Annotated in this window: 13 protein-coding genes and 6 pseudogenes; 9 read left to right on the forward strand and 10 right to left on the reverse strand. The window is 69.4% G+C overall.

Annotated features, from left to right (window positions below):
• Positions 1–41 precede the first annotated feature (41 nt).
• From ABZZ38_RS22320 to ABZZ38_RS22335, 4 genes and pseudogenes are all read right to left on the reverse strand, one after another.
• Positions 42–755, reverse strand: coding sequence for a transposase (locus tag ABZZ38_RS22320; RefSeq protein WP_356742717.1), 714 nt, complete (start codon positions 753–755; stop codon positions 42–44).
• Positions 756–927: 172 nt separating this feature from the next.
• Positions 928–1,182, reverse strand: a pseudogene (locus ABZZ38_RS22325) (transposase); the annotation flags it as partial.
• Entirely contained in the window at positions 1,182–1,352 is a 171-nt protein-coding gene (locus tag ABZZ38_RS22330) for a hypothetical protein (RefSeq protein ID WP_356742722.1), read from the reverse strand. The gene ABZZ38_RS22330 and the pseudogene ABZZ38_RS22325, both read right to left, overlap by 1 nt.
• A gap of 27 nt (positions 1,353–1,379) precedes the next feature.
• Positions 1,380–1,655, reverse strand: a pseudogene (locus tag ABZZ38_RS22335) (transposase family protein); the annotation flags it as partial.
• Positions 1,656–2,036: 381 nt separating this feature from the next.
• Here ABZZ38_RS22335 and ABZZ38_RS22340 point away from each other — a divergent pair.
• Positions 2,037–2,213, forward strand: coding sequence for a DUF6193 family natural product biosynthesis protein (locus ABZZ38_RS22340; RefSeq protein WP_356742654.1), 177 nt, complete (start codon positions 2,037–2,039; stop codon positions 2,211–2,213).
• Positions 2,214–2,250: 37 nt separating this feature from the next.
• On the opposite strand, the pseudogene ABZZ38_RS22345 reads toward ABZZ38_RS22340, so the two are convergent.
• Positions 2,251–3,007: pseudogene (locus ABZZ38_RS22345) on the reverse strand (IS5 family transposase); the annotation flags it as partial.
• Between the two features lie 244 nt (positions 3,008–3,251).
• Between ABZZ38_RS22345 and ABZZ38_RS22350 the strand changes: the two are divergent.
• The gene (locus ABZZ38_RS22350; protein ID WP_356742660.1) at positions 3,252–3,440 is read left to right on the forward strand and encodes a hypothetical protein; all 189 of its coding nucleotides are present in this window, start codon (positions 3,252–3,254) and stop codon (positions 3,438–3,440) included.
• 73 nt (positions 3,441–3,513) lie between these two features.
• Here ABZZ38_RS22350 and ABZZ38_RS22355 read toward each other — a convergent pair.
• Positions 3,514–3,678: pseudogene (locus ABZZ38_RS22355) on the reverse strand (IS5/IS1182 family transposase); the annotation flags it as partial.
• 11 nt (positions 3,679–3,689) lie between these two features.
• Here ABZZ38_RS22355 and ABZZ38_RS22360 point away from each other — a divergent pair.
• The 4 genes from ABZZ38_RS22360 (at position 3,690) to ABZZ38_RS22375 (ending at position 6,426) form a co-directional block, all read left to right on the forward strand.
• Entirely contained in the window at positions 3,690–3,914 is a 225-nt protein-coding gene (locus ABZZ38_RS22360) for a hypothetical protein (RefSeq protein WP_356742662.1), read from the forward strand.
• Between the two features lie 107 nt (positions 3,915–4,021).
• Positions 4,022–5,047: a hypothetical protein gene (locus ABZZ38_RS22365; RefSeq protein WP_356742664.1), complete on the forward strand. Its 1,026-nt coding sequence runs from the start codon at positions 4,022–4,024 to the stop codon at positions 5,045–5,047.
• A gap of 97 nt (positions 5,048–5,144) precedes the next feature.
• A complete protein-coding gene (locus tag ABZZ38_RS22370) occupies positions 5,145–5,606 on the forward strand; it encodes a hypothetical protein (RefSeq protein WP_356742666.1) in 462 nt (153 codons plus the stop codon).
• 403 nt (positions 5,607–6,009) lie between these two features.
• On the forward strand, positions 6,010–6,426 hold the full coding sequence (locus ABZZ38_RS22375; RefSeq protein ID WP_356742668.1) for a hypothetical protein: 417 nt from the start codon (positions 6,010–6,012) through the stop codon (positions 6,424–6,426).
• A 191-nt stretch (positions 6,427–6,617) separates the two neighbouring features.
• Here ABZZ38_RS22375 and ABZZ38_RS22380 read toward each other — a convergent pair.
• Positions 6,618–6,782: pseudogene (locus ABZZ38_RS22380) on the reverse strand (IS5/IS1182 family transposase); the annotation flags it as partial.
• A gap of 1,245 nt (positions 6,783–8,027) precedes the next feature.
• Here ABZZ38_RS22380 and ABZZ38_RS22385 point away from each other — a divergent pair.
• From ABZZ38_RS22385 to ABZZ38_RS22395, 3 genes and pseudogenes are all read left to right on the forward strand, one after another.
• Positions 8,028–9,122 (forward strand): hypothetical protein, encoded by a 1,095-nt coding sequence (locus ABZZ38_RS22385; RefSeq protein ID WP_356742673.1) that lies wholly within the window; start codon positions 8,028–8,030, stop codon positions 9,120–9,122.
• Between the two features lie 334 nt (positions 9,123–9,456).
• Complete coding sequence (locus tag ABZZ38_RS22390) at positions 9,457–10,329, forward strand: helix-turn-helix transcriptional regulator (RefSeq protein WP_356742675.1); 873 nt, start codon at positions 9,457–9,459, stop codon at positions 10,327–10,329.
• Positions 10,330–10,859: 530 nt separating this feature from the next.
• A pseudogene (locus ABZZ38_RS22395) lies at positions 10,860–11,270 on the forward strand (hypothetical protein); the annotation flags it as partial.
• A gap of 186 nt (positions 11,271–11,456) precedes the next feature.
• Here the strand turns inward: ABZZ38_RS22395 and ABZZ38_RS22400 are convergent.
• The 3 genes from ABZZ38_RS22400 to ABZZ38_RS22410 all read right to left on the reverse strand — a co-directional run bounded on the left by ABZZ38_RS22400 (position 11,457) and on the right by ABZZ38_RS22410 (position 22,304).
• Positions 11,457–12,059 carry a hypothetical protein gene (locus ABZZ38_RS22400; RefSeq protein WP_356742724.1) on the reverse strand — a complete coding sequence of 201 codons (603 nt, stop codon included), beginning with the start codon at positions 12,057–12,059 and terminating at the stop codon, positions 11,457–11,459.
• A 371-nt stretch (positions 12,060–12,430) separates the two neighbouring features.
• Positions 12,431–14,797 (reverse strand): MMPL family transporter, encoded by a 2,367-nt coding sequence (locus ABZZ38_RS22405; RefSeq protein ID WP_356742677.1) that lies wholly within the window; start codon positions 14,795–14,797, stop codon positions 12,431–12,433.
• A 31-nt stretch (positions 14,798–14,828) separates the two neighbouring features.
• Positions 14,829–22,304, reverse strand: coding sequence for an SDR family NAD(P)-dependent oxidoreductase (locus tag ABZZ38_RS22410; RefSeq protein WP_356742681.1), 7,476 nt, complete (start codon positions 22,302–22,304; stop codon positions 14,829–14,831).
• Positions 22,305–22,605 lie beyond the last annotated feature (301 nt).

The following is a 22,605-nucleotide window of genomic DNA, read 5'->3' on the forward strand; positions in this document are numbered from 1 at the left end:
ACTGGTGATAGTGGCTCTGGCAAGATTTTCGTAGCCGGAGATCATCTCGGTGACACGGTCAGCCGGTCCGCATAGCGGGGGCGGAGGTGGGCGATCAGAACGACGCGGTGGCGGAGGAGAGGGGCGCCGGCGCGACCGGCCATCAGTCGTTTTTGCAGCTTGACGTCGGTGATACGGCCTTCGTTGACGCCGGAGTTGTAAGGGGTGGCGATTCCCTGGGCGACAGCGTGTCGGTCTTCGCGCAGGGCTCCGGCGAGACTGACAAGAGGAGTCAGTCCGCTGTGTCCGAGGTCGTCCAACCAACCCTGGAGGGGTGTCGCGTCGCGGTTGTCGAGCATGGTGGCGAAACGGCGGACCAGGTCGTGAGTCTGCCTGAGCTCAGGACAGTGGTCGAGGAGACGGGGCAGACGGTCGTTGATGCGGAGGTTGCGCCGGCTCGGGTGGGTGGTGATCCAGCGGGCGGCTTCACGCGGAGAAGGCGGCCGCTCGCGCGGCTCGTCCAGGGGCAGGCCCCGCCGGAGGGGTGCGACGGCCATCTTCACGCGCTGATAGTGGCCGAGGTAGCCCTTGGCCTGGAGTTCCTCGTGCAGGATCTTCGCGCTGTGCTGGCCCTCCTCCCAGCGTTGTCGCAGATAGTCGAGGTAGGGATCCAGACTGGAGGGCTTGCGGGGCGGGCGGCCCCCCACCTCCTGCCAGGTACGGGCCCGGGCGTACTTGCTGACCGTGCGGCGGTCCAGGCCGAGCTCCCGGGCCACGGAGCTGTGGCTCCGGCCGGTGCGGGTCAGGGCCTTGACGGCCTCGAACAGCCTGCGGGCATGGCGCCCGGCCCGGGTGTCGGCGGCGGTTTCCTCGGCCGATGCGGCGGTGGGTGGAGGCGAGGTCCTGGACGCGGCGGAAGAGGCCCTGCCAGAGATGGAAGCGGTCGCTGACCTGCATGGCATCGGGGGCGCCGGCCGCAGTGCCCTGCCGGTATGTGAGGGAGCCGTCGCGGCAGACGACCTCGACACCAGGGTGCTCGCGGAGCCACCGGCTGAGCTGTTCGGCGTCGCGTCCTTCCCAAAGTGTGAGCGGGAGCCGGGTGGTGGCGTCGACCAGGAGGGTGCCGTAGGTGTCGCCGTAAAGCGCGAAGTCATCCACCCCCAGCACCCGTGGTGTCTCCAGTGGCGGAAGAGGCACCCGCATCAGCTGAGACAGGATGTGCACCGCGAGAGCTTGGTGCTCAAGATCCGCAGCATCCGAGCACCGCCCCGGCCCGCCAGCGCCACACCGACCGCCTCCACCAGGCGCTGCAATTGTGGTGTGCGCCGCTGGTAGCGCACGGTCAGCCCCGCCACCTGCTCTGTGAAGGTCACCTTCGGGCACGTCGCGTTTTCACAGTACAAACGGCGTACGGACAAGTCGATACGCACAGGCCGGCCCCCGAGAGAGACGTCGGCGAGGCGCCGTACGTAGCGGCTGTGGCACCACCCGCTGAGCTGGCCGCATCCCGTACATGCCCTTGGAACACCGGACCTCGTGCGGGCGCGAACCGCCACGACAGCATCGGAGACATCGGCTGAAACCACCAGCACGTTGGCTAACTGCGGTAACAGACCGGCAAGTTCAACAAAGCACAGCCACACGCTGCCCGTGTGGACGCCCGCGTAATACCCCACGTGGTGTCGCGGTCACCACCTCAGCGTGACGGTGGAACATCGGGCTCGCCCCTTCCTCACGGCACGGCTGGGCACACTGATAGAACCCCGTCATGACATACCGGTTCACCGCCCGCGCCGCCAGGACCGAGATCGACCCTGACGGCTACTTCACCGAAGCCGTTCTTGCCGAGGGTGCTGATGGCAGCGGTTTCATCCTGATGTTCATGGCGGGAGAAGAGGAGCCCGATGACCAGGAGGTCGCCCTCGGGATGGACACACACTGCCTGGTCACGGCCGGGCAGGGCACCCCATACGGCTGTGTGCGGGAAGCTGTCCTGACGGGCGACGTTCTCCGCATCTCACTGGACGCTGGGCGTCAGCACTGGCCATTCGTCCAAGGTGGAGATCGCTATCGTCCCCGCGTACAACGGCCGCCCCTACCGGGTTCAGGAGTTCCTTCACGACGGCGGCGTGATCGGTGAAGCCGAAACGGCTGGCGAGGCTGTCGCTCTGGCAACCGGCCACCTTCCCGTGGGGCTCGGCCCAGCCGTCGCCGGACCTGACGACTCCCTGTGACGGGGGCCGGCACCTCAATAGGTCGGACACTGGTTTGGTTGGTGAGTCGGCGGTAGCCGATGAGAGTTGCGGCTATGCCGACGAAGGCGAGAAAGTATTCGGCCTTGCGTTCGTAGCGGCGGTGGAGCCGTCGGCAGCCGGCCAGCCAGGACACGGTTCTTTCGACTACCCAGCGATGCCGGCCCAGCCGTTGTGAGGACTCGACACTCTTGCGTGCGATGCGGTGGCGGATACCGCTCGCGGAGCCATTGGCGCAGGTGGTCGTGGTCGGAGCCATTGGCGCGTGCAGTTTCGCCGGCCTCCGCCGCCTGGGCCCGCGGCGGGATCGGATGGGCGGGATGCCGCGCACCAGTGGTTCCAGGCCCTGGCTGTCATGCATGTTCGCGCCGGAGATATGCCCAGGGACAGCGGCAGTCCGTTCCGGTCGCAGATCAGGTGTATCTTCGATCCCAGCTTGCCGCGGTCGGTCGGATTCAATCCGGTCAGTGGCCCCCTTTTTGCGGCCCGCAGGCTGACCAAGTCGATCGCGCACCGCGACCAGTCAAGCTCGCCCCACACTCCGGGTCCGTCGAGGATCACGCGGTAGAGCTTCGCCCAGACCCGGTCCCGGCTCCACTGGGCGAACCTGCGGTAGACCGTGGGCCAGGCGGGACCGAACACCGGCGGCAGCTACCGCCACGTTCAGCCCGAGGTCGCCACAAAGGTGATCGCGGCCAGGGCTTCACGGTCACCCGCTCGACGTCGCCGCCACCCTGCGGACGTATCACCACCGTCGGCGGCACCACCCGCCTCATCAACGCGCGGCCCGGATGAGGATGCCTGCGAGGTGGGATTCAGCCTGGCCAACGACCCAATGGTCCGAACAGGTCGACCTTGGGTCAGGATGGGCTCGTGATACCTCCCCGACTGTTGTGGTGTGACCCCCGGCCCATCCCCCGGTTCAACCGGCAGGAGCCGGTAACCACGATCGTTCGCGATCCCAGCTTCTACGAGCCGACCGAAGAAGATGACTGCTGGAGGTTCGGGTACTTCTGCCAGATGCATGACCGCCCTTACTGGCACGAGTCCTGCGGGGAAGGACCGCATCTCATTGCTCTGCACTGCGACGAGCACGGGCCGGAGAACATGTGGCCGCAGCCGAAGATGCTGATGTTCCCGGCAGGGTTCGTCCCCCCTCTGAGCGACGGGCAGCTGACCTGGGTCGCAGAGTGGGACGCCACCGAATAGGCAAGATCCAACAGAGACGGTCTAACTGATCGTTTCAGAATGAAGTTCGGGGTCGTCTCAAGCAGACGATGCTTCAGGCGAGTTGAAGCAGGCCGAGATGAAGACCGGCACGTATCTCGTAGCGGATCCGTAGCCGTTTGAACTGATGGAGGCAGGCGAAGGCGTGCTCGACACTCCCCCGCGTCTTGCCCACACCGGAGCCATGTGGAACGTCTCGGCGGGCGATCTTCGGTGTGATAGGGAGAACCCATGACCGACGCCGCACCTTCACGATTCCTGCGCCTCGTCCTCCGCCTGGACGCCTTCGCCACGTCCCGGACCGGGGGCATGACGCTGATCCCGGTCCTGCTCGTACTGGTCACCACCGACACCCTCGCGGGCTACGTGGCTGCGGGCACCCTCTTTGCCGCCCTCGTGCTCGCGGGTGTGGTTGGCCGCCGCCAGGAGCGGTCCAACGAACCTCTTTCGCCCTGAGTGGTCGCAGGTCAACAGGGTTTGCGTGGCTCGGACGAGGCGGCTGATGCGGTGAGTCGCGCCTCGGCCCGGCGCCAAATTCCGGGACAACCCTTAAGGTCGCGTCCATGACGAGGACCACGCCCGCGCGCCCTCTCGACGTCGAGGCGCTCTTCCCGGAACTGGCCGCCTTTCGAGGGACGACGACTCGGCTCCATCCACGGCCGGGCAGACCAGACCTTTCAGCCAGTTCCGTGGGCGGTCCTATGCTGTGGCCGGCGGACGAGCTGTGGCCGGTGTGCCGCGAGGCCCATGGGCGTGGGCCTGGGCGGCGCCCGGCTGACATCCGCCGCTATCGGCAGGTTCTGGCTTCCGCATGGGCCCGCGAGCAGTCTCCCGGCCCGACGGATGAGGAACGGAAGCTCTTGGGCGAGCTGCACCGGGAGCACCGGATCCCCGGGGCGTCCGAGACCGACCCGCTGCCGATGATCGGCCTCGCGCAGCTGTACCGGCGGGATGTGCCAGACCTGCCGGCAGGGCCGGGCGACTGCGATCTACTTCAAGTGTTCTGGTGTCCCTTCAACGCGCACGGCCCGGGCCGGTACGACCTGGAGCTGCACCTGCGCTGGCGGCGGTCGTGGGAGGTCGGCGAGGTGCTGACCGTGCAGCCGCAGCCGCTGGTCGTCGGGTCCGATGGCTTCGTGCCCGAGCCCTGTGTGCTGCACCCGGAGCAGGTGGTCACCTACCCGTTTGCCGGCCTTCTGCCGGAGAACCTGTGTGCCCGGATCGACGCTTGGGAGGAAGCCCTTGAAGAGGAAGCTGAGCAGTCGGCGGACGAAAGCACGACAGAGCCGCTCGGCTACCAGTACGACCTGTCCATCCCGCCAGGCTGGCGCGTGGGCGGCTTCGCCTCCTGGCACGCGACCGACCCGTATCCCATGGATTGTCTGACCTGCACGACACCGATGCACCTGCTGCTGGCCATCGACAGCTCGGAATGGGACGGCGGCAGCTGGAAACCGCTGGAGGACCGGAACCAGCCCACTCACCGTTGTGCCACCCCCACGGAGGTCACTGTGGGCCGCTGGGGTGAGCTCAACGTATTCGCCTGTCCCAACAATCCCGAGCATCCGCACCGCTGGAGCATCCAGTAACCCCTCGAGCCCGAGTGCTGTCGAAACGGAGTGAACAGAGCCCCCGGAGACGCGCGATGCAGGCGTAACCACGGCCCCTGGCGGATGTTGGATTTATGTGACCAAAACCAAAGAACGCGCCGAAGACACCTGCCCGCTTGTCTACCAGTGCCGTCTGCCGCTGTCCACGAGCACGGTCAGCCACCTCGCCGGTCTGCTGCGGCGCCACCTGAAGGCGATACGGTCCCGGTGGCGAAGCCTGCCTCCGGGGAAGATCGCGGTGATCGTCCTGGCCGTGCTGCGGCATGACCTGCGCCTGGCCGACATCGCTGGTGGCAACAACGTCTCCGAGTCGACCGTCCGCCGCTGGCGCGACGAGCTGATCGGATTGCTCGCCGCCCAAGCGCCACGCCTGGACCGTGCCCTGCAGAAGATCGCCAGTCAGGGTGGGGCCTGTGCGGCAGCGGGCGGGGGCCGGGCGGCGCGGATCGCGTTCTGCACGGCGAGGCTGGGGACCCGGGCCCGCTCGTACCGGCTCGACTCGCGGGGAGGCTTGCATCTCCTGGGCGTCCTTCAATGACTGGCTGACCGGACGGCGGCCGTCCCCGAACGCGACTCCGCGCACGCAGAGCTCGTAACGAGATCTTGGTCGCTGGGGCTGGTCGGACGTGACCGGTGTGATGATCTGGGGTCAGCTCGCAGGCTGAATACGTGAGTTGGGTGCGTCTCGCCGGACCTTCCAGGGCGCTCGCGGCGGCGTACGCGGGCATATGTCACGCCGCCGTCTCAGGCCTGTGTGCAACCCGTAGCGATCGGCGCGGCACGGTGAACGATTCGGACACCGGACTTGATCCAGAATTGCGGTTCGAGCAAGCTTTCGATCATGATCCGCCACTGGCCGTCTCAACTGGCCGCGGACCGTCTCACCGACCGACCCTGGGCGTCGATCAATCATCAATCGCTCCGAGACAACGGGGACACACATGAACCTCCGCCGCATCCTCACCACCCTAGGCACCGTCGCCGCCGCCGGCGCGATCGGCCTGGGCGCAGCCACGTCCGCCTCCGCCGCGACCACGCACACCGCCTACCTGTACACGAACGGCGGCACCAAGCACGGCGATTTCCGCGCCATCGAGCACAATGACGAGATGATCCTCTGCGACGTGAAGCGGGGCGGGTACGTCAAGGCTGTCGTCAGCTGGAGCGGCTCGTCGCGGTTCACCCTGACGGACGGCGACGACGCCAACAACTGCGCGTACTCGTCCGCCAGCGGCAAGGGCTACCCCGTCAAGCGCAACATCCCCGAGGGCGTCACCGTCACCGTCGAGCTCAAGAGCTACACGAGCGGCGGTTCCCTCAACGGCTCGCGGACGGTCAAGTTCGTCAACGACCACTGATTCGCGCACGAACAGTGAGCTGAGACCGGCGCCCAGCCAGGGCGTCGGGCACCACCACCTGTGGGCCACCGGGGACGCCCGGTGGCCCACAGGCCTTTCGGCACTCCCCACGGACCGGCTACTCGTCGCCGGCCCGTCATCCGTCCCTCCACGTGAAAACAACGGGGACACACCTGGTGCTTGCACCGCGATCACGATCCGGCCTTCTTGAGGCACCTCCAGCAGATGGGACTGCAGGCCAGCGAGAGGATGGCGTCGTGGAGTTCGAGGCGTCGTTCCCAGCGCACGGCCAGGCGCTTGAACTGGTGCAGCAGCGCGAAGGTCTGCTCGACGACGTAGCGGAACTTGCCCAGCCCAGCTGTGCAGGTCGAGATAGAGGGCGCGGACGGCCAGAAGGATGCCGGAGTCGTCCGCGCGGGTCCAACGCTCGTCGCGGTCCCACCGCTTGAGTTCGCCAAGCGCAAGCGGGAGATCCACCAGCGGATGTCCGACCGCATCCGGGTCCGCCATTCTCCAGCAGCGGATCGGGCTGGAGTTCGCGGAATCTCTGCGGGTAGTCCCGGAACTTGTTCGCGCGGAAGCCGGAGATCGACGGCCGGATGACCCGCAGGCAGAGCCGGTGGGTCTCGGCGAGATCCTCGCAGCTGCGGGCGAACATGTGGCCACCGGCCCCGCGTCCAGCCCAGCATTGCGCCCGGTTATGACCCGGACGACTTCAAGGCGGATCGACGAGCCCGAGCAGTGGGCTCAGTGGGTCGTGCCCTGCCCGATCCGGCCGCAGGAGCTCAAGGGGGCGCTGTCCGTGCGCCGGTAAGGGTGTCCCTCGTGCTCGAAGATCGCTCCGAGCTCGACCGCGCGGGCCTTCTTGAGCAGGCCCGTTAAGCCGCTGCTGCCCACCCTGGTTGCGCACGTCGAAGGTCGCTACGAGCACCCGGGCCGGACGCCCGTTCCAGTACAACTGCCGACGGCGGATCATGCGACGCTCGCCCCCGTGGGGTCCGGTCGGAGCGATCGGCGGTGATTCAGGAACCGCTGGTAGTTGGCGACGATGTCCTCGGCGAAGACCGCCCCCGTGATGCAGGCCATGTCACCCCGAAGCGCCCGCGAGCGTCGAAAGGTTGTCAGCCGGTCAGACGCCGTCTGGAACCGTCCGTCCCCGCCCTATGACGCGGACGGAAGATAAAGAACAAGGTGAGTGCCTGTTTCTGAACCTCATGGCGGCAACCGACGGTTGAACGCTCCCGCCATGAGACAACGCTCGGTGAGGTGCGTTGTCCTGCGGCCCTCGGTTCTTCCCCGGCGTCAAGGCGAGTGCTGCATCGGTCATGGTTCCGGTGACCGCGCTCAGTATCCGTTCCGGTAATCAGGAAATCTCGGCTTCCAAAGCGACAGCGTCTTTGTGTTTTCCTTGGTGCGACATTCATCCGCCTGTCGTAGTGAAGCTGTCGACGAGTGGTGAGTTGATTGGATGGTTTCCTCTGGACCGGCAGTAGCATCCGCTCCGACCGGTCAGAGGATCTCCCTCAGGAGGGCAAGTGCTCGCAGTTTTTGATAGATACCGGCGTGCTGGAATGGCGAAAAGAGCAAGTCATACCGCTGCCTTGCTCACCTCGACAGTGGTCGTGTTCGCCGGGGCCGGAGCCGCCGTGGCGCAAGACCCGGACCCCATCGAGGGGCTCCTGGGAGGCATCCTTTCCCCTCAGTACTGTGTTTCTGGGCAGGTCGGTGCCGCCAACAGGGTCAAGGGCAACCAGGAGAACGACTGCCACCAGACCTCGACAAACGAGGGGCTCCTGGGCCCCATTCTTTCCCCTCAGTACTGTGTTTCCGGGCAGGTCGGTAACGCCAACACGGTCAAGGGCAACCAGAAAAACGACTGCCACCAGACCTCGACAAACACGCCCGGCCCGACACCCACGCCAACTCCGACACCCACGCCAACTCCCACGCCGACGGCCGTGCCGATCTACAATTCGATTCCGGACGTGCTGCCCGGGAATGTGTCGTCCATGGCTTATCAGGCACAGCGTACGAGCGAGTTCGGTGATGACGTGCAGTTCGGCGGCACCGAACGCGAGCTGGCTTCCATGGAAGTCGTGATGTCGAGCTGGGCATGCGAGAGCGGCAGCATGACCACCTGCACGACCACTCCGGGCGCCACGTTCACCCACCCCATCACGATGAACATCTACGCGGTGGACGACTCTGGAACCACTCCGGCGCCGGGCGCCCTGCTGGCCTCCAGGACCGAGAACAGCAGCATCCCGTTCCGCCCGTCGGCCGACAACACCAACTGCACAGGCGGCAGGTGGTTCGACACCACCAACAGCACCTGCTACAACGGCTTCGCCTTCCGGCTGAAGTTCGACTTCCCCAGGGGTACCACCCTGCCCGACAGGGTCATCTGGACGGTGGCGTTCAACACGACGAACGCCGGGGCGAACCCCATCGGCACTGGTGCACCGTGCTACAGCACCCCGACCGGCTGCCCCTACGACAGCCTGAACGTCGGAGCGCGGACCTTCCCCGGGGCGCCGTACCAGGGCACCGACGTCGACCCGGACGCGGCATTCCTCGACTCCTCGGTCCCCTCGGCCTACTGCGACGGCGGTGCCGGCGGCACCGGCTTCCTCAGGTACGACTCACCCTGCTGGACCGACAGAAAGCCGCTCGCCAAGATCACAGCGGTCCAGTAACGAACCGAATCGCCGGATCCCGCGCAGGGCGACACCTTCGCATCAGCCCCGCCGCTGACTCGCATCGGCCGGTGGCCACCACACGGTGGTCACTGGCTGACTGTCATCACAGCTGCCGGGCCTTTGCTGTTCAGACGGCTTAAGCGGTGTCGGCCAGGATGCCGTCATCGAGGACAGGCCCCTTGCGGGCGGCGGCCCGTAGGGGCGCATGACAACGTCACTGCCCAGTCCGGTTTGCGCCGCGCGCGGGGGTATGGCGCATGATCAACAGGCTTGTCCTGTGGCAGTCTGCGGATCAGGACGACGATGACGTGGAGTCGGAGGTACCCCGCCCGTGGCGGCGAGCAGCAATCCCACCGTCAGGAGACGCCGCCTGGGCGCTGAGCTGCGCCGGCTCCGCCAGGCCAGTGGGCTGAAGAGCACCGAAGTGGCCGAGCGGCTGAGGGTCTCCCAGCCCAAGATCAGTCACATGGAGACCGGCCGCCGCGCGACCAGTCCCCGCGATGTGCGCGACCTGTGCGCGCTCTATGGGGTGACGGACCGGCAGGTCGTCGACTCCCTGATGGAGATGGCCAGGGAATCCGGGCAGCAGGGCTGGTGGCATGCCTACGGCGACATCCCCCAAAGCGTCTACATCGGCCTGGAAACGGACGCCGCTTCGGTCCACTCCTATGAGCCCATGGTGATCCCCGCCCTTTTGCAGACCCCGGCCTACGCCGATGCGGTCATCGGGGAAACGATTCCCCTGGTCACTGCCGAGCAGGCCGCCATGCGCCTTCGGGTGCGGCTGCGCCGCCAGCACCGCATCTACGACCCAGCCCGCCCGCTGCGACTGTGGGTCGTCCTGGACGAATCGGCCCTGCGCCGCGTCGTCGGCAGCCGAGACATCATGCGCGAACAACTGGAACACCTGCACGCACTCAGCACCGAGCCGCACATCACCGTGCAGGTCATCCCCCACCACGTGGGAGCCCACCCGGGCCTGTCAGGACAGTTCTCCATCCTGCGGTTCGCCGACAGCCCCCAGGCAGGGGTGGTGTACCTGGAACGGTTCACCAGCGACCTCTACCTGGAGAAGCCGTCCGACGTGCAGCACTACAGCGTGATGTACACCCATCTCCAGGCCCAGGCCCTCGCCCCTGACAGCACCCGCCTGCTCATCACCGACGCCATCAAGTCGTACCTCGAAGCGACGAACCACCCCTGATCGCCGCGGCCAGACGCGGGCCCTGACTGGCCGCTGACAGGCGCCGAACGAGTCGCACTGGCAATGCCGGCGAAACCCGTACCCGCCACCGCATTCCACCACGGTGTCCCGCGCGCGAGAACTCTCCCCCCTCCCGGCTGATCACGAGGCGGTCACGACGGAGGGGTTCTTCAAGACCGGCGTCACACGAGAACGGAGAGCCGGACCTGTAGAAGGTGAACGGCGTGATTGGCCCGCCCCACCTTTCAGGAGCACCCTGTGGCGAGCACCGCAGACGAGCCCGAGCAGCCCCTTGACCGGACCGGAGAGGCCCCCTCCGTGGACCCCTCCATCACCCCCTCCGTGCCCGTCGTCAGGGTCCGGGCGTCCCCACAGGTCAGGCCCGGCGGGCGAGGGGGCCTCGGAGCGCCGACAACCCTCATGTCCAAAGGCGTCCTACTCATAGGAAGAACTCGACCGAGCCTCGCCGCCGGGAGCTGCTGCAAGCGCTGGGGATTTTCCAGAGGGCGACGCCCGATCAGTTGTGGAAGTTGACCCGTCCGGACAACCAGCACGACAAGCTCACGCGGGACAACCTCCTGGATCTTCAGGACCACCACCTGGTGAGAATCGAATTGGTACGGGAAGACCAGCGGCAGGTGTGGGTGCTGACCCGGCGAGGACACGGCGAGGCAAAGAAGCTGCTGGAGCCGAAGGGCATACGAGTCTCGGCGCTGCGCGAGGAGAGGTACGACCCGGTCACCCGGGAGCTGCTCGGTGCCGGCTACGACGACCACGCCGCGGCGGTCACCTCGACGGCCGCCGGACTCCACCGTGCCGGGATCGGGCACCGGATCGGCTCCCAGACCGAGATCGGCCACCGGCTCGCAGGCGGCTATGTGCAGCGGGCGGACCTGTTGGTGCGGGCGCCGGAGGCCGGGGTGCCGGTGCTGCTGCTGGAGATCGACCGCCGTACCGAGGACGCCCACGACCTGGTGCACAAGCTGCGCCGGTACTGGGAGTGGGGCCGGCTGCTGCCGCGGGGCGCCGACAAACACACCGTTGACCTGGTCCGCTCGTGGCCGGGTGGTGTGCCGTCCCGGGCCGGTGCTTCTGTGCTGGCGCGGCGCCCCGCTCACCGGAGGTGTTCAGCAGGGGAGCGTGGTCTTCCCGGCAGCGCCGGTGGCGCCGGTGGTGCCGTCCGCGAACATCGTGGCGGCGGTGCCGTTGCCTCCGGGCTTGCCGGGGCATACCGGGCTGGCCGCGCCGCCGGCGCCGCCCGTGCCGCCCGTGTGGCCGCCACCGACGATGGAGGCGCCGCCGTTGCCGCCCTTGCCACCGGCGATACCGGCGCCGGCATCGCCGACGCCGCCCACGCCGCCCTTGCCACCGGTGCCGCCGAGCTTGGCCGCTCCGCCGTAGCCGCCGTTGCCGCCGTTGCCGTTGGCGCCCCCGGCGCCCCCGGCGCCCCCGGACCCGCCGACGCTGGCGATGCCGGTGGCGTTGCCACCAGCGCCTCCGGTGCCTCCGTTGCCGTGGGCACCCGCGGCGCCGCCCGTGCCACCGAGGCCGCCGACACCGCCGAGGATCCCGACCCCGTTGGCGCCGTTGCTGCCGGGTGCCCCGACGGCGTTGAGAATCCGGGCGCTGCCCGTGCCGGGCTGGGCGGAGGCGAGGGCGGGAGTGGCGGTCAGGCCGGCCACGGCGATCGCCGCGATCAGGAGAGTCCGGGCAGTGGCCGCGGTGCGCATGGCGCGCATGGTGTACGTCCTTTGTTTGTGCGGGTGGAGAGAGTCTCCACTCGACAACCCTCAACATAGGGAAGCGCGACACACTGCATACTCTGCGCATTGATCCAATGTCTGTAAATCGACGGAACCATTGATCTTTGGCTGTAAAGTCGCATTTTTGGATCGTCATCGACGACCTGCGCCTTCCGTCACCTCACCACCCGGGACACCAAGGAATGAACCGGCTACCACTGCACCGGTCAGCGCAGCTGAACACGGGTCACAACGATGTCAGGCGGTGATCAGCACCTTCCACCACCTCCGCGCGGTCCAGACCGGCGACACCGAGACCACCGCCGGGTTCGTCGCAGCCGACGGCGTGCTCCAGGCCCTCATGTCGACGCGGAGGTGTCGGCTGCGGTCACCGAGGTGGCGGGATGCCGGGGTGATGACAAGTCCGGAGGGTGTGGCAGGCGAAGTCGCAGGGGGGCAGGGAGCCACCAGTTGGCAGCACCGGCCAACTTCATCACAGCCGGTACGAGGAGCGGGCGGATCACCACAGCGTCCAGGATGACGGACAAGGCGACCGTGACAGCGATGCCCTTCATCATGGCCACCTCCGTCACCGCGAGCGCCAGGAGGACGACGAGGACCACGGCGGCGGAAGCGGTGAAGAGGGGCGCGGCGGCCTGGAGTCCCTCGGCTGTCGCACGAGTCGTGTCGCGAGTGCGGTGGTAGGCCTCGGTGATGCGAGCGAGGAGCAGGATCTCGTAGTCCATCGACAGACCGAAGGCGAGGAAGAACGCGATCAACGGCAGCATGAGGTCGGTGGTCCCCGTGACAGTGAAGTCACCGACCAGCCAGCGCAGATGTCCTTGCTGGAAGATGAAGATCATCGCACCGAAGGTCGCCGTCAGGCTGAGGAGGTTGATCAGCAGTGCCTTCACGGGCAGGAACAGGCTGCGGGTGAAGACGAGCAACAGGGCCAGTGTCGCGAGGGCGACGGCGGCGAGCCCGCCCGGCAGCCGTTGGAAGACCACAGTGCGGGTGTCGAGGAATTCGGCGGTGACTCCGCCGGTGATGGCGGGTGCGGGGCCTGGTTGGGCGCGGATGCTCTGCAGCAGGTCGATGCCCTGGGGACTGTAGGGCCGGGGTTTGGAGCTGATGGCCAGCCACGTGCCGCTGGGAAAGGTGAACTGCCGCAGCCCTGTGCACGGGCCCTTGGGGGCCGGGTCGGAAGAGCGTACGCAGACCGGGCCGAGGGGTTCCCCGTTCAGGTAGGTACCCGTGGCGGTGCGCAGCCCCTGCACCCCTGGAAGACCGGAGAGCTGGCGGGCGTAGGCGTCGAGACGGGCTGCGCCGTCACGGCCCGTCGGGTGCCAGTCGGGCAGGACGACATCGACCCCCGTCCCCACTTGCGGGAAGTCGGTGCGCAGGTCGTGCATGGCCCTGACCACCGGCGAGTGCGGGGGAAGGGCCCGCTCGTCGCTGAGGCTGAAGGCGACGTCTCGGAAGGGCAGCGCGAGCAGGAGCAGCAGTGCGCTGGTGAGGGTGAAGACAGCGAGGGGGCGGCGCATGACGACGGTGGCCAGTGCGCGCCATCGGCCTGCGCTTCGGGCGGCGCGGCGCCAGCGGGCGAGGACGTCACGGCTCGCCAGGCGCTCGCCGAAGCAGGCGAGGGCGGCCGGGATGATCAGCAGGGACGCCACCGCTGCCAGAAGGACGACGCTGATGCCTGCGATGGCCAGAGAGCGCATGAGGGTGAGCGGGAAGAGGAGGAGTCCCAGCAGCGCGGCGGCGACGATGCCTGCCGAGACGGCGACGGTCCGACCGGCTGTGCGAATGGCATGGATGAGGGCCCGATCGTGTGACAGGCCGGAGGCTCTTTCCTCGCGGTACCGGGCGACGATGAACAGGCTGTAGTCGACGGCCAGGGCGAGGCCGACGGCCGTGGTGAGGCTGAGGGCGAAGGCGGACACGGGGGTGACGGTGGTGATGGCGCGCAGGATCGCGGTGGTGCCGGTCACCGCGACGGCACCGACGGCCAGCGGCAGAAGCGCTGCGGGGACGCTGCCGAACACGAGGAGGAGCAGTACGAGGGTGGCGGGCATGGCCAGCAGCTCTGTGCGCAGCAGGTCTTGCTCACTGTGGAGTTGCAGCGCGCGCGTGACGGCGGCCTGGCCCGCGGCCCGGGTCTCCAACGGGCCGTCGCGCTCGGTGGCCCGGGCGAGCACACGTTCCGCGACGTCGAGCTGGGTGCGTTCGTCCGCCTCGAACCACAGGGCGACGAGGGCCGTACGGCCGTCGGTGGAACGCAGCAGCGGGTCGGGCGGAGGTGCGGGCAGGACCTCGGTGGCCGGGCTGAGTGGGCCCGTCCAGTAGGAGTCGACGGCGGTGACGCCCGCTTCGTGCCGCAGGTCCTCGACGAGCCGGATGCCGGCGGCGCGCGCCGGGGCGTCGTCGACGGAGTTGGTGGTGCGGGCGAGGAACAGAAGGGGCGGCATGCCGCCGTGGGGTGCCTCGCCGAGCATGCTGCGTACACGGGCCGACGGGGTGTCCTCCGCGATCCAGCCACCGGCACCGAGGTGCGCGGAAACGTCGCTGGACAGGAAGCCTGCGATGGCAACGAACAGTGCGGCGGCGGCCAGGACCAGCCGGTTGCGGCGCACGGTCCAACGGGCGAGCGCGGCGAGGGGGCCGGGGGTGTGCGCGCGGTCTGGGTGCTGGGACTGCTCGCACATCACGAGTGGCTCCTCCACGGTGCGGGGATAAGTGGGGACGTCGGCGGGATCAGTGGGTGGGCGGGGTCTGGTTGGGGGCTTGGTAGCCGAGGCGGATCAGCGCGCGCCTGGCGAGGTCGGTGATGCCTTGGGCGTTGAGGAACTCCAGCGTCGGCAGTTCGCAGCCCAGTCGGCGGCGGGCGGCGATGACGGCCTCGACGGCCATGAGGGAGTCCAGGCCGAGCTGGTCCAGCCGGCGGTCGCGGTCGAGTCGGGCGGGGTCGGTCTGCAGGATGTCGGCGAGGACCTGGGTGATGGCGTCGGCTGCCAGGGTGACGGCTTCGTCGGGGGTGGCGGTGGCGAGACGGTGGCGCAGGTGGTCGGGGCCGTCGTCTTGGGGGGTGTGGGCGGGGATGAGACCGGCTAGCCGGGGCGTCTGTACGGCCGGCATCATGCTGCGGATGCGGGCCCAGTCGATCCGGGCGGCGGCGCTGACGTCGGTGTCCCGGGCGATGGCGTCCTCGAGGGCGGTGCAGGCTTCGCGGGGGGTGAGGTTGTCCAGGCCGAGGCGGGTGAGCATGTCGGTGATGCCGTGGCGGGCGGCGTAGCCGGTGTCGCCGATGGCGCCCCAGGCCATGGTCGTGCCGGGCAGCCCGGTGGCGCGCCGGTTGCGGGTGAGCGCTTCGAGGTAGCCGTTGGCGGCGGTGTAGTTGGCCTGGTAGGCGTTGCCGAACCAGGTGGTGACCGAGGAGCAGGTGGCGAAGAGGTCGAGGTCGCGGTCGCGTGTGAGGGCGTCCAGGTGTGCTGCACCGAGCATTTTGGGTTCCAGGGCGGTGCGGAGGCGTTCGTCGGTGAGTTCGGCGAGCGGTGCGTCGTCCAGGGCCATCGCGGCGTGGATCACTCCGCGCAGCGGGTGGGGTCCGGTGTCGATGGCGTCCAGCGCCCGGCGTAGGTCCTCCTCGCGGGTGACGTCGGCCGTGTGGGCGGTTGCTTGGGCGCCGTGATCGGCCAAGGCTTGGATGAGGTCGTCGGCGCCGGGGGTGTCGGCGCCCCTGCGGCCCAGGAGGGCGAGGTGGCGGGCGCCGTGGTCGACGAGGCGGTGTGCGAGGGCGGCTCCGAGGCCGCTGAGTCCGCCGGTGATCAGGTAGGTGGCGTCCGGGGACAGCCGCAGGGGCGGGTGGGGCCTGTCGAGGGGCGGCGTCTCCTCGAAGGTGATGACGACCTTGCCGAGGTGGCGGGAGCGTTGCAGGGCGCGCAGGGCTTCGCCGATCCGGGCGGCGGGGTAGGGCAGGTGCAGCAGTGGTCCGTAGGTGCCGTCAGTGATCCGTTGTGCCATCTCGTCGAAACAGATGCCGGCCTGGGGCAGGCGGCTGGAGATGAGCTGGTGGGCGTCGACGCCGAAGAAGGCGATGTTGTTGCCGAAGGGCCTTAGTCCCAGGGGGGTGGAAGCGTAGATGTCGCGCTTGCCCAGTTCCAGGAAGCGACCGCCGGGCCGCAGCAGTTCCAGACTGCGGCTGATGGCCTCGCCTGCGAGTGAGTTGAGGACGACGTCGACGCCTCGGCCGCTGGTGAGGTCACGGACCTGTGCAGCAAAGTCCAGGGTGCGGGAGTCTAGGACGTGGGGGACGCCGAGCATGCGCAGCAGGTCGCGCTTGGCGGGGGTGCCGGCGGTGGCGATGACCGTGGCGCCTCGTGCCCGGGCGAGTTGGAGGGCGGCCAGCCCGATGCCGCCGGCTGCGCCGTGGATGAGGACGGTCTCGTCTGGCTGGAGGTGGGCGAGGCGTTCGAGGGCGTGGTGGACGGTGAAGTACACGACGGGCAGGGTGGCGGCTTCGGCGAACGTCATCCCGTCGGGGACGGGGCCGACGAGGCGGGCGTTGACGGTCACCTGGGAACTGAGGCTGCGGGGTGCGAGCGCGTAGACGCGGTCGCCCGGTGCGAGGTGGGTGACCGAGCTGCCGACGGCGGTGACCGTGCCGGCGCATTCGAGGCCCAGGGCTGGGCCCTCTGGCATCGGTGTTTCCGCTCCGGGCGGCAGGAGGCCTACGGCCAGCATGACGTCGCGGTAGTTGAGCGCTGCCGCTTCGACGGCGATGGTGACCTCGTCGTCGGCGGGCCGCTGCGGGCGGTCGGGTGCCCAGGTGAGCCGGGGCTGCAGGCCGGCGTCGTGAAGGCGCAGGGTGAAGGGCACGGGTGCGGGGGCGTCGTGGGTGTCGGTGACCGTGGGCAGGGCGACGGTGCGAGGGAGGAAGCGTCCGCCACGGGTGAGGACGACCTCGTCCTCGTCGGTGGGGTGGAGCAGTTCGGCCGCGAGGCGCCGGGCGTCGTCCGCGGGGCGGAGTCCGGCGTCCAGGGAGATGCGCCGGATGGTGAGGTGGGGGATCTCGTTGGCAAGGGAGCGGGTGGCGCCCCACAGCACTGCGTCCTGGGGAACCTGGGGTTGTTCGGGAGCGGAGTGGATGCCGCTGGGGCGGGTGATGATCCACAGGTTGGTGGTTGATCCAGCTGGCAGGTGCGAGGCGGTGCCGGCGAGGGTCCGTAGCGCGCCGAGACGGGTGACGGCTTGTTCGGATGCCTCGGAAGGGTCGGCGGCGGGGTGCCCGGCGTCGAAGACCAGGACGGTGTGGGGCGGTTGCTGGGCGCGCGCGAGCCGGCCCCAGTGCTGGGGGGCGTCGTCCAGGCCGGCGAGGTGGACGTCGGCGCCCGTGCCGGTGAGGGCGTCGGCGAGGGTGCGGATCAGGTTGCTGTCCGGGCTCTCGCCGGCGAGCAGCCAGCGGGTGTCCTGGGCGGCGGGCAGCTCACCGGGGATGGGGTCGGCGGTGGCGGCCCGTTCGGTGCGGCGGGCGCAGAGCACGGAGTACTCGAGACCGGGCAGGGGCGCGTCGTGTCCGAGCTGGGCGACCTCGTCGAATCCGCACTCCCGCAGCAGCGGTTGCCAGGCGTCTGCGGACAGCAGGGGGGAGTCCTGCCGGAGCGAGGTGTCGGTGAAGTCCCAGAAGCCGGCGAGGGTTCCGAAGCAGGGTGCCAACAAGCCGGGCTCATGGGTCTCGTGGGCGAGGAGTTGCCCGCCGTCGGCGAGGAGGTGGGTGATGCGGGCGAGGGTCGCGCGCAGGTCCCGGGTGGCGTGCAGGACGTTGGTGGCGATCACCACGTCGAAGGACGCCTCGGTGAAGCCCTGCTCGGCGGGGTCCTGGTTGAGGTCGAGGGTCCGGTAGTCGACGAAGTCGAAGTCGGCGAAGCGGGCCTTGGCGTGGGGGAAGAACCCGGCCGACAGGTCGGTGAAGGTGTAGGCGGTCCTTTCGGCCGGGAGGTGGGGCAGCAGCAGGGCCGTGCTGCTGCCGGTGCCGGCACCGACCTCCAGGATCCGCAGCGGCCGATCGGCCGGCCAGGTGCGGATCTGTTCCCGCACCAGGGTGCGCAAGAGTTGATTGTGGAAGCGGGGCTGTACCGCGTCGCTGTAGAAGTACTCGATCAGATGGCGATCTGGTTCGTCGAAGAGCAGCGTCAGCGGATCGCGCTTGCCGCGCAGGACGTCGGCCAGGTGCCGGCAGCATCGGCCGAACAGGGAGATTTCAACCGCTTGGTGGGGGAAATCTCGCACGAGCTGCTGGAACAGTTCCAGCGGCGGGGGGCCGTCCGTCTCGGGGAGGTGCCAGCGGGCGGGGCGGTCTGCCTGGGGCGGCCGGGTCTGGCGCACCAGGCCGCGAGTGGCGTGGGCGAGCAGCTCGGCCAGCCGGGCGTGCTGGGGCTGCATGCCGCCCGCCACCAGGTCACTGGTGTCGAACTCGGCTTGTCCCGGCGGCAGCAGCTGGGCGAACGCGTCGGCGGTCAGGCGGGAGCAGCACTCACGGAGGCGTTGCAGTCCGATCCCGTGGCCCTCTGCGCGCCAGGCGTTCTCCAGCCGGTCGCGGTGGGGCAGACATGCCTGGGCCAAGGCGGTCGGCGAGGGCAGGGGCACGGGCCGTGCCGGCTCGGTGGCGCTGGGGGCGGCGCGCAGCACGTTGACGAGGTGCTGCACGGGTTCGGTGGGAGTGTTACCCATGCGGCGCAGCCGGCAGCCGGTGAGTTCGAGGCAGACCTGGCCTTCGGTGTCGGACAGGGTGATGTCCCAGCACAGTTCCTGGGGGCTGCTCTCGCGCAGGCGTACGTGGATGAGGCCGGTCTGCGGTGGGGTGTGCCACAGGCGCAGTGCTTCGGCGGCGACCGGCAGGAACGGCAGGTACTCGCCGTCGACGGTGGTCAGGCAGCCACCCGCCTGCAGGGCTCCGTCGAGCAGCGCGGGGTGGACGTGGTAGTCGTCGGCGGGTTCGGTCAGGGTGTAGGAGGCGAGGACTTCGCCTTGTCCCAGGCGAAGGTCGGTGAGGACCTGGAAGGCGGGGCCGTAGGCGAGACCGGCGCGGCGGGCGCGGGCGTAGTGCTCGGCGGCGTCCAGCCGGGTGTGCAGACGCGCGCGCAGGGCGGTGGGGTCGATGGACGCCGGTGCGGTGGCCAGCAGACGCCTCACCCGGGCTCGTGCGTACGGCTGCCAGGGCAGGTCGTCGCCGGTGCGGGCGGCGATCTCCAGGGCCTGGTCGGGTTCGTGGAGGGAGACCTGCACGCGGACGTCGGTGGTGTCGTCGTCCCAGGGCAGGTCGAGGGCGCGGGTGATGAGGAGGTGGTTGACCTCGACGGGGGCGTCGTGGACGAGCCGGCCGGCGGCGAGCGCCATTTCCAGGTAGGCGGCGGCGGGCATGACGACGGCCCCGCCCACCTGGTGGTCGGTCAGCCAGGGCAATCGGGTGGGCTCCACCAAATTGGACCAGGCGGGGTGCTGGACGGAGACGCGTGCCCCCAGCAACGGGTGCTGGACGGGAGTGGTCTCACCGGTGACGCGCAGCCACCACTGGGGGTCGCCGCGCCAGTGCCGTTCGCGCTGCCAGGGGTAGGCGGGCAGGTCCACTGTGCGGCCCGGCCGGGGAAAGAAGGCATCCCAGTGGACGCGGGCGCCGGCGGCAAGCATCTGTGCAGCCGCGGTGTCGACGGCGGCGGGCCCGGGCACCGCCCGGGCGCAGGTGCCCATGGCCAGTACCGGCCGTTCCAGGTCCTTGGTGGCCTTGCGGAGGTAGGGCCGCAGGACCGGGTGGGGGCCGATGTCGACGAAGGTGTCGTAGCCGTCGTCCAGCAGGGTGTGCAGCGCCGGTCCGAACAGGACGGGTTCGCGGACGTTGCGCCACCAGTAGCGGGCTTCGAGGTCCTCGCCCGGGCAGGTGGTACCGGTGACCGTCGAGACGAACGGGATGCCGGTGGCGGCGGGGCGCAGCCCGTCCAAGGAGGCGAGCAGATCGTCCTGGACGGGGTCCATGGCGCGGCTGTGGAAGGCGTAGTCCAGCTCCAGCATACGGAAGAAGACCGCGCGCATGTCCAGGTCACGGCCCAACGCGCGGAGATCGTCCTCGGGACCGCAGACGGTGACGTCGTGGTCGCCGTTGACGGCGGCGATCTCCAGGCTGCCGGCATAGGGGGCGAGTTCCTTGGCCGCTTCTTCCGCGGACAGGCCGATCGCGGCCATGCGACCCCGGCCGCGGGTGGCGGCCTGCGCACGGCTGCGTTCGGCGACCACCCGGGCGGCGGTGCGCAGGTCGAGGGCGCCTGCTACGTGGGCGGCGGCGATCTCACCGACGCTGTGGCCCAGGACGACGGCCGGGCGGATACCACGGGCCTTGAGCAGTTCCACCAGGCCGATCTGGAAGGCGAACAGCAACGGCTGGGCGATCTCCGTGGCCTGGATGCGGAGGGGGTCGGCTCCGACCATCTCCTCACGTACCGACCAGCCCAGGTGGGGCGCGAGTGCGTCGTCGACCTGGGTGAGCGCGGCGCGGAAGATGGGCTCCTCGCGCAGCAGGTCCGCGCCCATGCCGGCCCACTGGGAGCCGTTGCCGCTGAAGGCGAAGACCACCCGGCCGTCCGTCACCGCCTGTCCGGTGGCGGTGGCGGTGGGCAGCGGGAGCGCGCCCCGACCGATGGACTCCAGCGCTTCGGCTGCCTCCTGGGCGCCGGAGGCGAGGACGACGGCCCGGTGCGGGTGCAGGGTGCGGCGGCGTGCGGCGGTCCACGCGGCGTCGTAGAAGCCCTCCGGATTTTCTTCCCGGAGCCGCTCGGCCATGCGGACGGCTGCGGCTTCCAGCGCCTCGGGGGTACGGGCCGAGACCATCACCGGCAGCGGGCCGCCGTGTTGCGGGGGTGGGCCGGTCACGGCAGCCGCCGGTGCGGCGGCGAGGACGGCGTGCGCGTTGGAGCCGCCGAAGCCGAAGGAGTTGACGCCGACCACCGGCCGCTGCTGGTCCAGGGGCCTGGCCTCGGTGCAGGGGTCAAGTCGCCAACTGTTGAAGTCGATGTGGGGACTCAGCGGCTGCGCGTGAAGGGTCGGTGGGATGTGTCGGTGGCGCAGGATGAGCAGGGCCTTGAGTAGCCCGGCCATGCCGGAGGCGGCTTCCAGGTGGCCGGTGTTGCTCTTGACCGACCCGATCGGCAGCGGCCTGACCGTGCGGCGGCTGCCCAGGGCTCGCCCGATGGCGTCGCACTCGATGGGGTCGCCCACGGGGGTGCCGGTGCCGTGGGCTTCGAAGTAGGAGAGGTCGTCGGCCGTCACTCCGGCCTGGGCGTAGACCTGCTCCAGCAGTGCCGCCTGGGCCTGGGCGCTGGGCAGTGCCAGTCCGGTGGTGCTGCCGTCGCTGTTGACGCCGCTGGCCAGGATCACCCCGTGGATGCGGTCGCCGTCGGCGAGGGCGTCGGTCAGGCGCTTGAGCGCCACCACGCCGCCGCCTTCCGCGCGCACGTAGCCGTCGGCTTCGGCCGAGAAGACTCGGCAGCGGCCGGTCGGCGACAGCATGGAGGCGGCGGAGAAGCCGGTGAAGCCGAACGGGCTGAGCAGGACGCTCACTCCGCCGGCCAGCGCCATGCGGGCCCGGCCCGCCCGCAAGGTCTCGCACGCCTGGTGGAGGGCGGTCAGCGCCGAGGAGCAGGCGGTGTCCACCGTCATGCTCGGCCCGTGCCAGTCGAGCAGGTGGGAGATGCGGTTGGCCGCGTTGGTAGCCGCGAGACCGGCCATCGTGTAGGCGTTGGGGGCGTCCGCGCCGGAGGCCTGCAGGTCGGCGTAGTCGTGGCTCGACATGCCGACGAACACCGCCGTGTCCGAGCCGGCGGTGGCGGCCTGGTCGATGCCGGCGTCGTCCAGGGCATCGACCGCCATCTCCAGCAGCAGCCTGTGCTGCGGGTCCATGCGCGCCGCCTCCCGGGGCGAGATGCGCTGGAAGTAGCCGGTGTCGAAGCCGGTCACGTCTGACAGGAACCCGCCTGCGGCCGTGTAGCTCTTGTTGCCCTTGCGCCGCTTCGTGTCGACGAATCGTTCGGGATCGAACCGGTCGGGCGGTACCTCGCCCACGAGATCGCGTCCCTCACGCAACGCCGCCCACAGGTCGTCCGATCCAAAGATGCCACCCGGCAGGCGGCACGAGAGGCCCACGATCGCCACAGCCGGCCTGTCGGGGTTCGCGGGGGCCACGGTCACGGAGTTCTCCCGGTGCACAAGGGGGTGGGCGGCAGCGGTGCGCCGCATGTAAGGCGGTCCGGCGATGTGTTTCCGCCGCCGAGGCCTCCGCGATCTTAGGGAGCGGAAGCACGGCCCTTTCACCCGTTACTGCATTCGGGGGAACGGTGCAGGCGACATCGGCGCGCATCGAGGGGTACTTCAGCCTGCCAGCGCCCGTGCCTGCCTTGGCGGATTCACCACTGCGGGTGAACCTGCGTAGCTCCTCCACCGGCCTCCACCTGCGGACATGCCGGATCGGGAGGTGGAGTGGCGTCAATCT

It is taken from the genome of Streptomyces sp. NPDC006368, from assembly GCF_040612535.1.
Lineage (GTDB): Bacteria > Actinomycetota > Actinomycetes > Streptomycetales > Streptomycetaceae > Streptomyces.

Excerpts from the sequence above, each read along its gene's own strand:
- ABZZ38_RS22400 (WP_356742724.1), bottom strand. The coding sequence starts at position 12,059 with ATGCGCACCGCGGCCACTGCCCGGACTCTCCTGATCGCGGCGATCGCC.
- ABZZ38_RS22375 (WP_356742668.1), top strand. The coding sequence starts at position 6,010 with ATGAACCTCCGCCGCATCCTCACCACCCTAGGCACCGTCGCCGCCGCC.
- ABZZ38_RS22365 (WP_356742664.1), top strand. The coding sequence starts at position 4,022 with ATGACGAGGACCACGCCCGCGCGCCCTCTCGACGTCGAGGCGCTCTTC.
- ABZZ38_RS22350 (WP_356742660.1), top strand. The coding sequence starts at position 3,252 with ATGCATGACCGCCCTTACTGGCACGAGTCCTGCGGGGAAGGACCGCAT.
- ABZZ38_RS22360 (WP_356742662.1), top strand. The coding sequence starts at position 3,690 with ATGACCGACGCCGCACCTTCACGATTCCTGCGCCTCGTCCTCCGCCTG.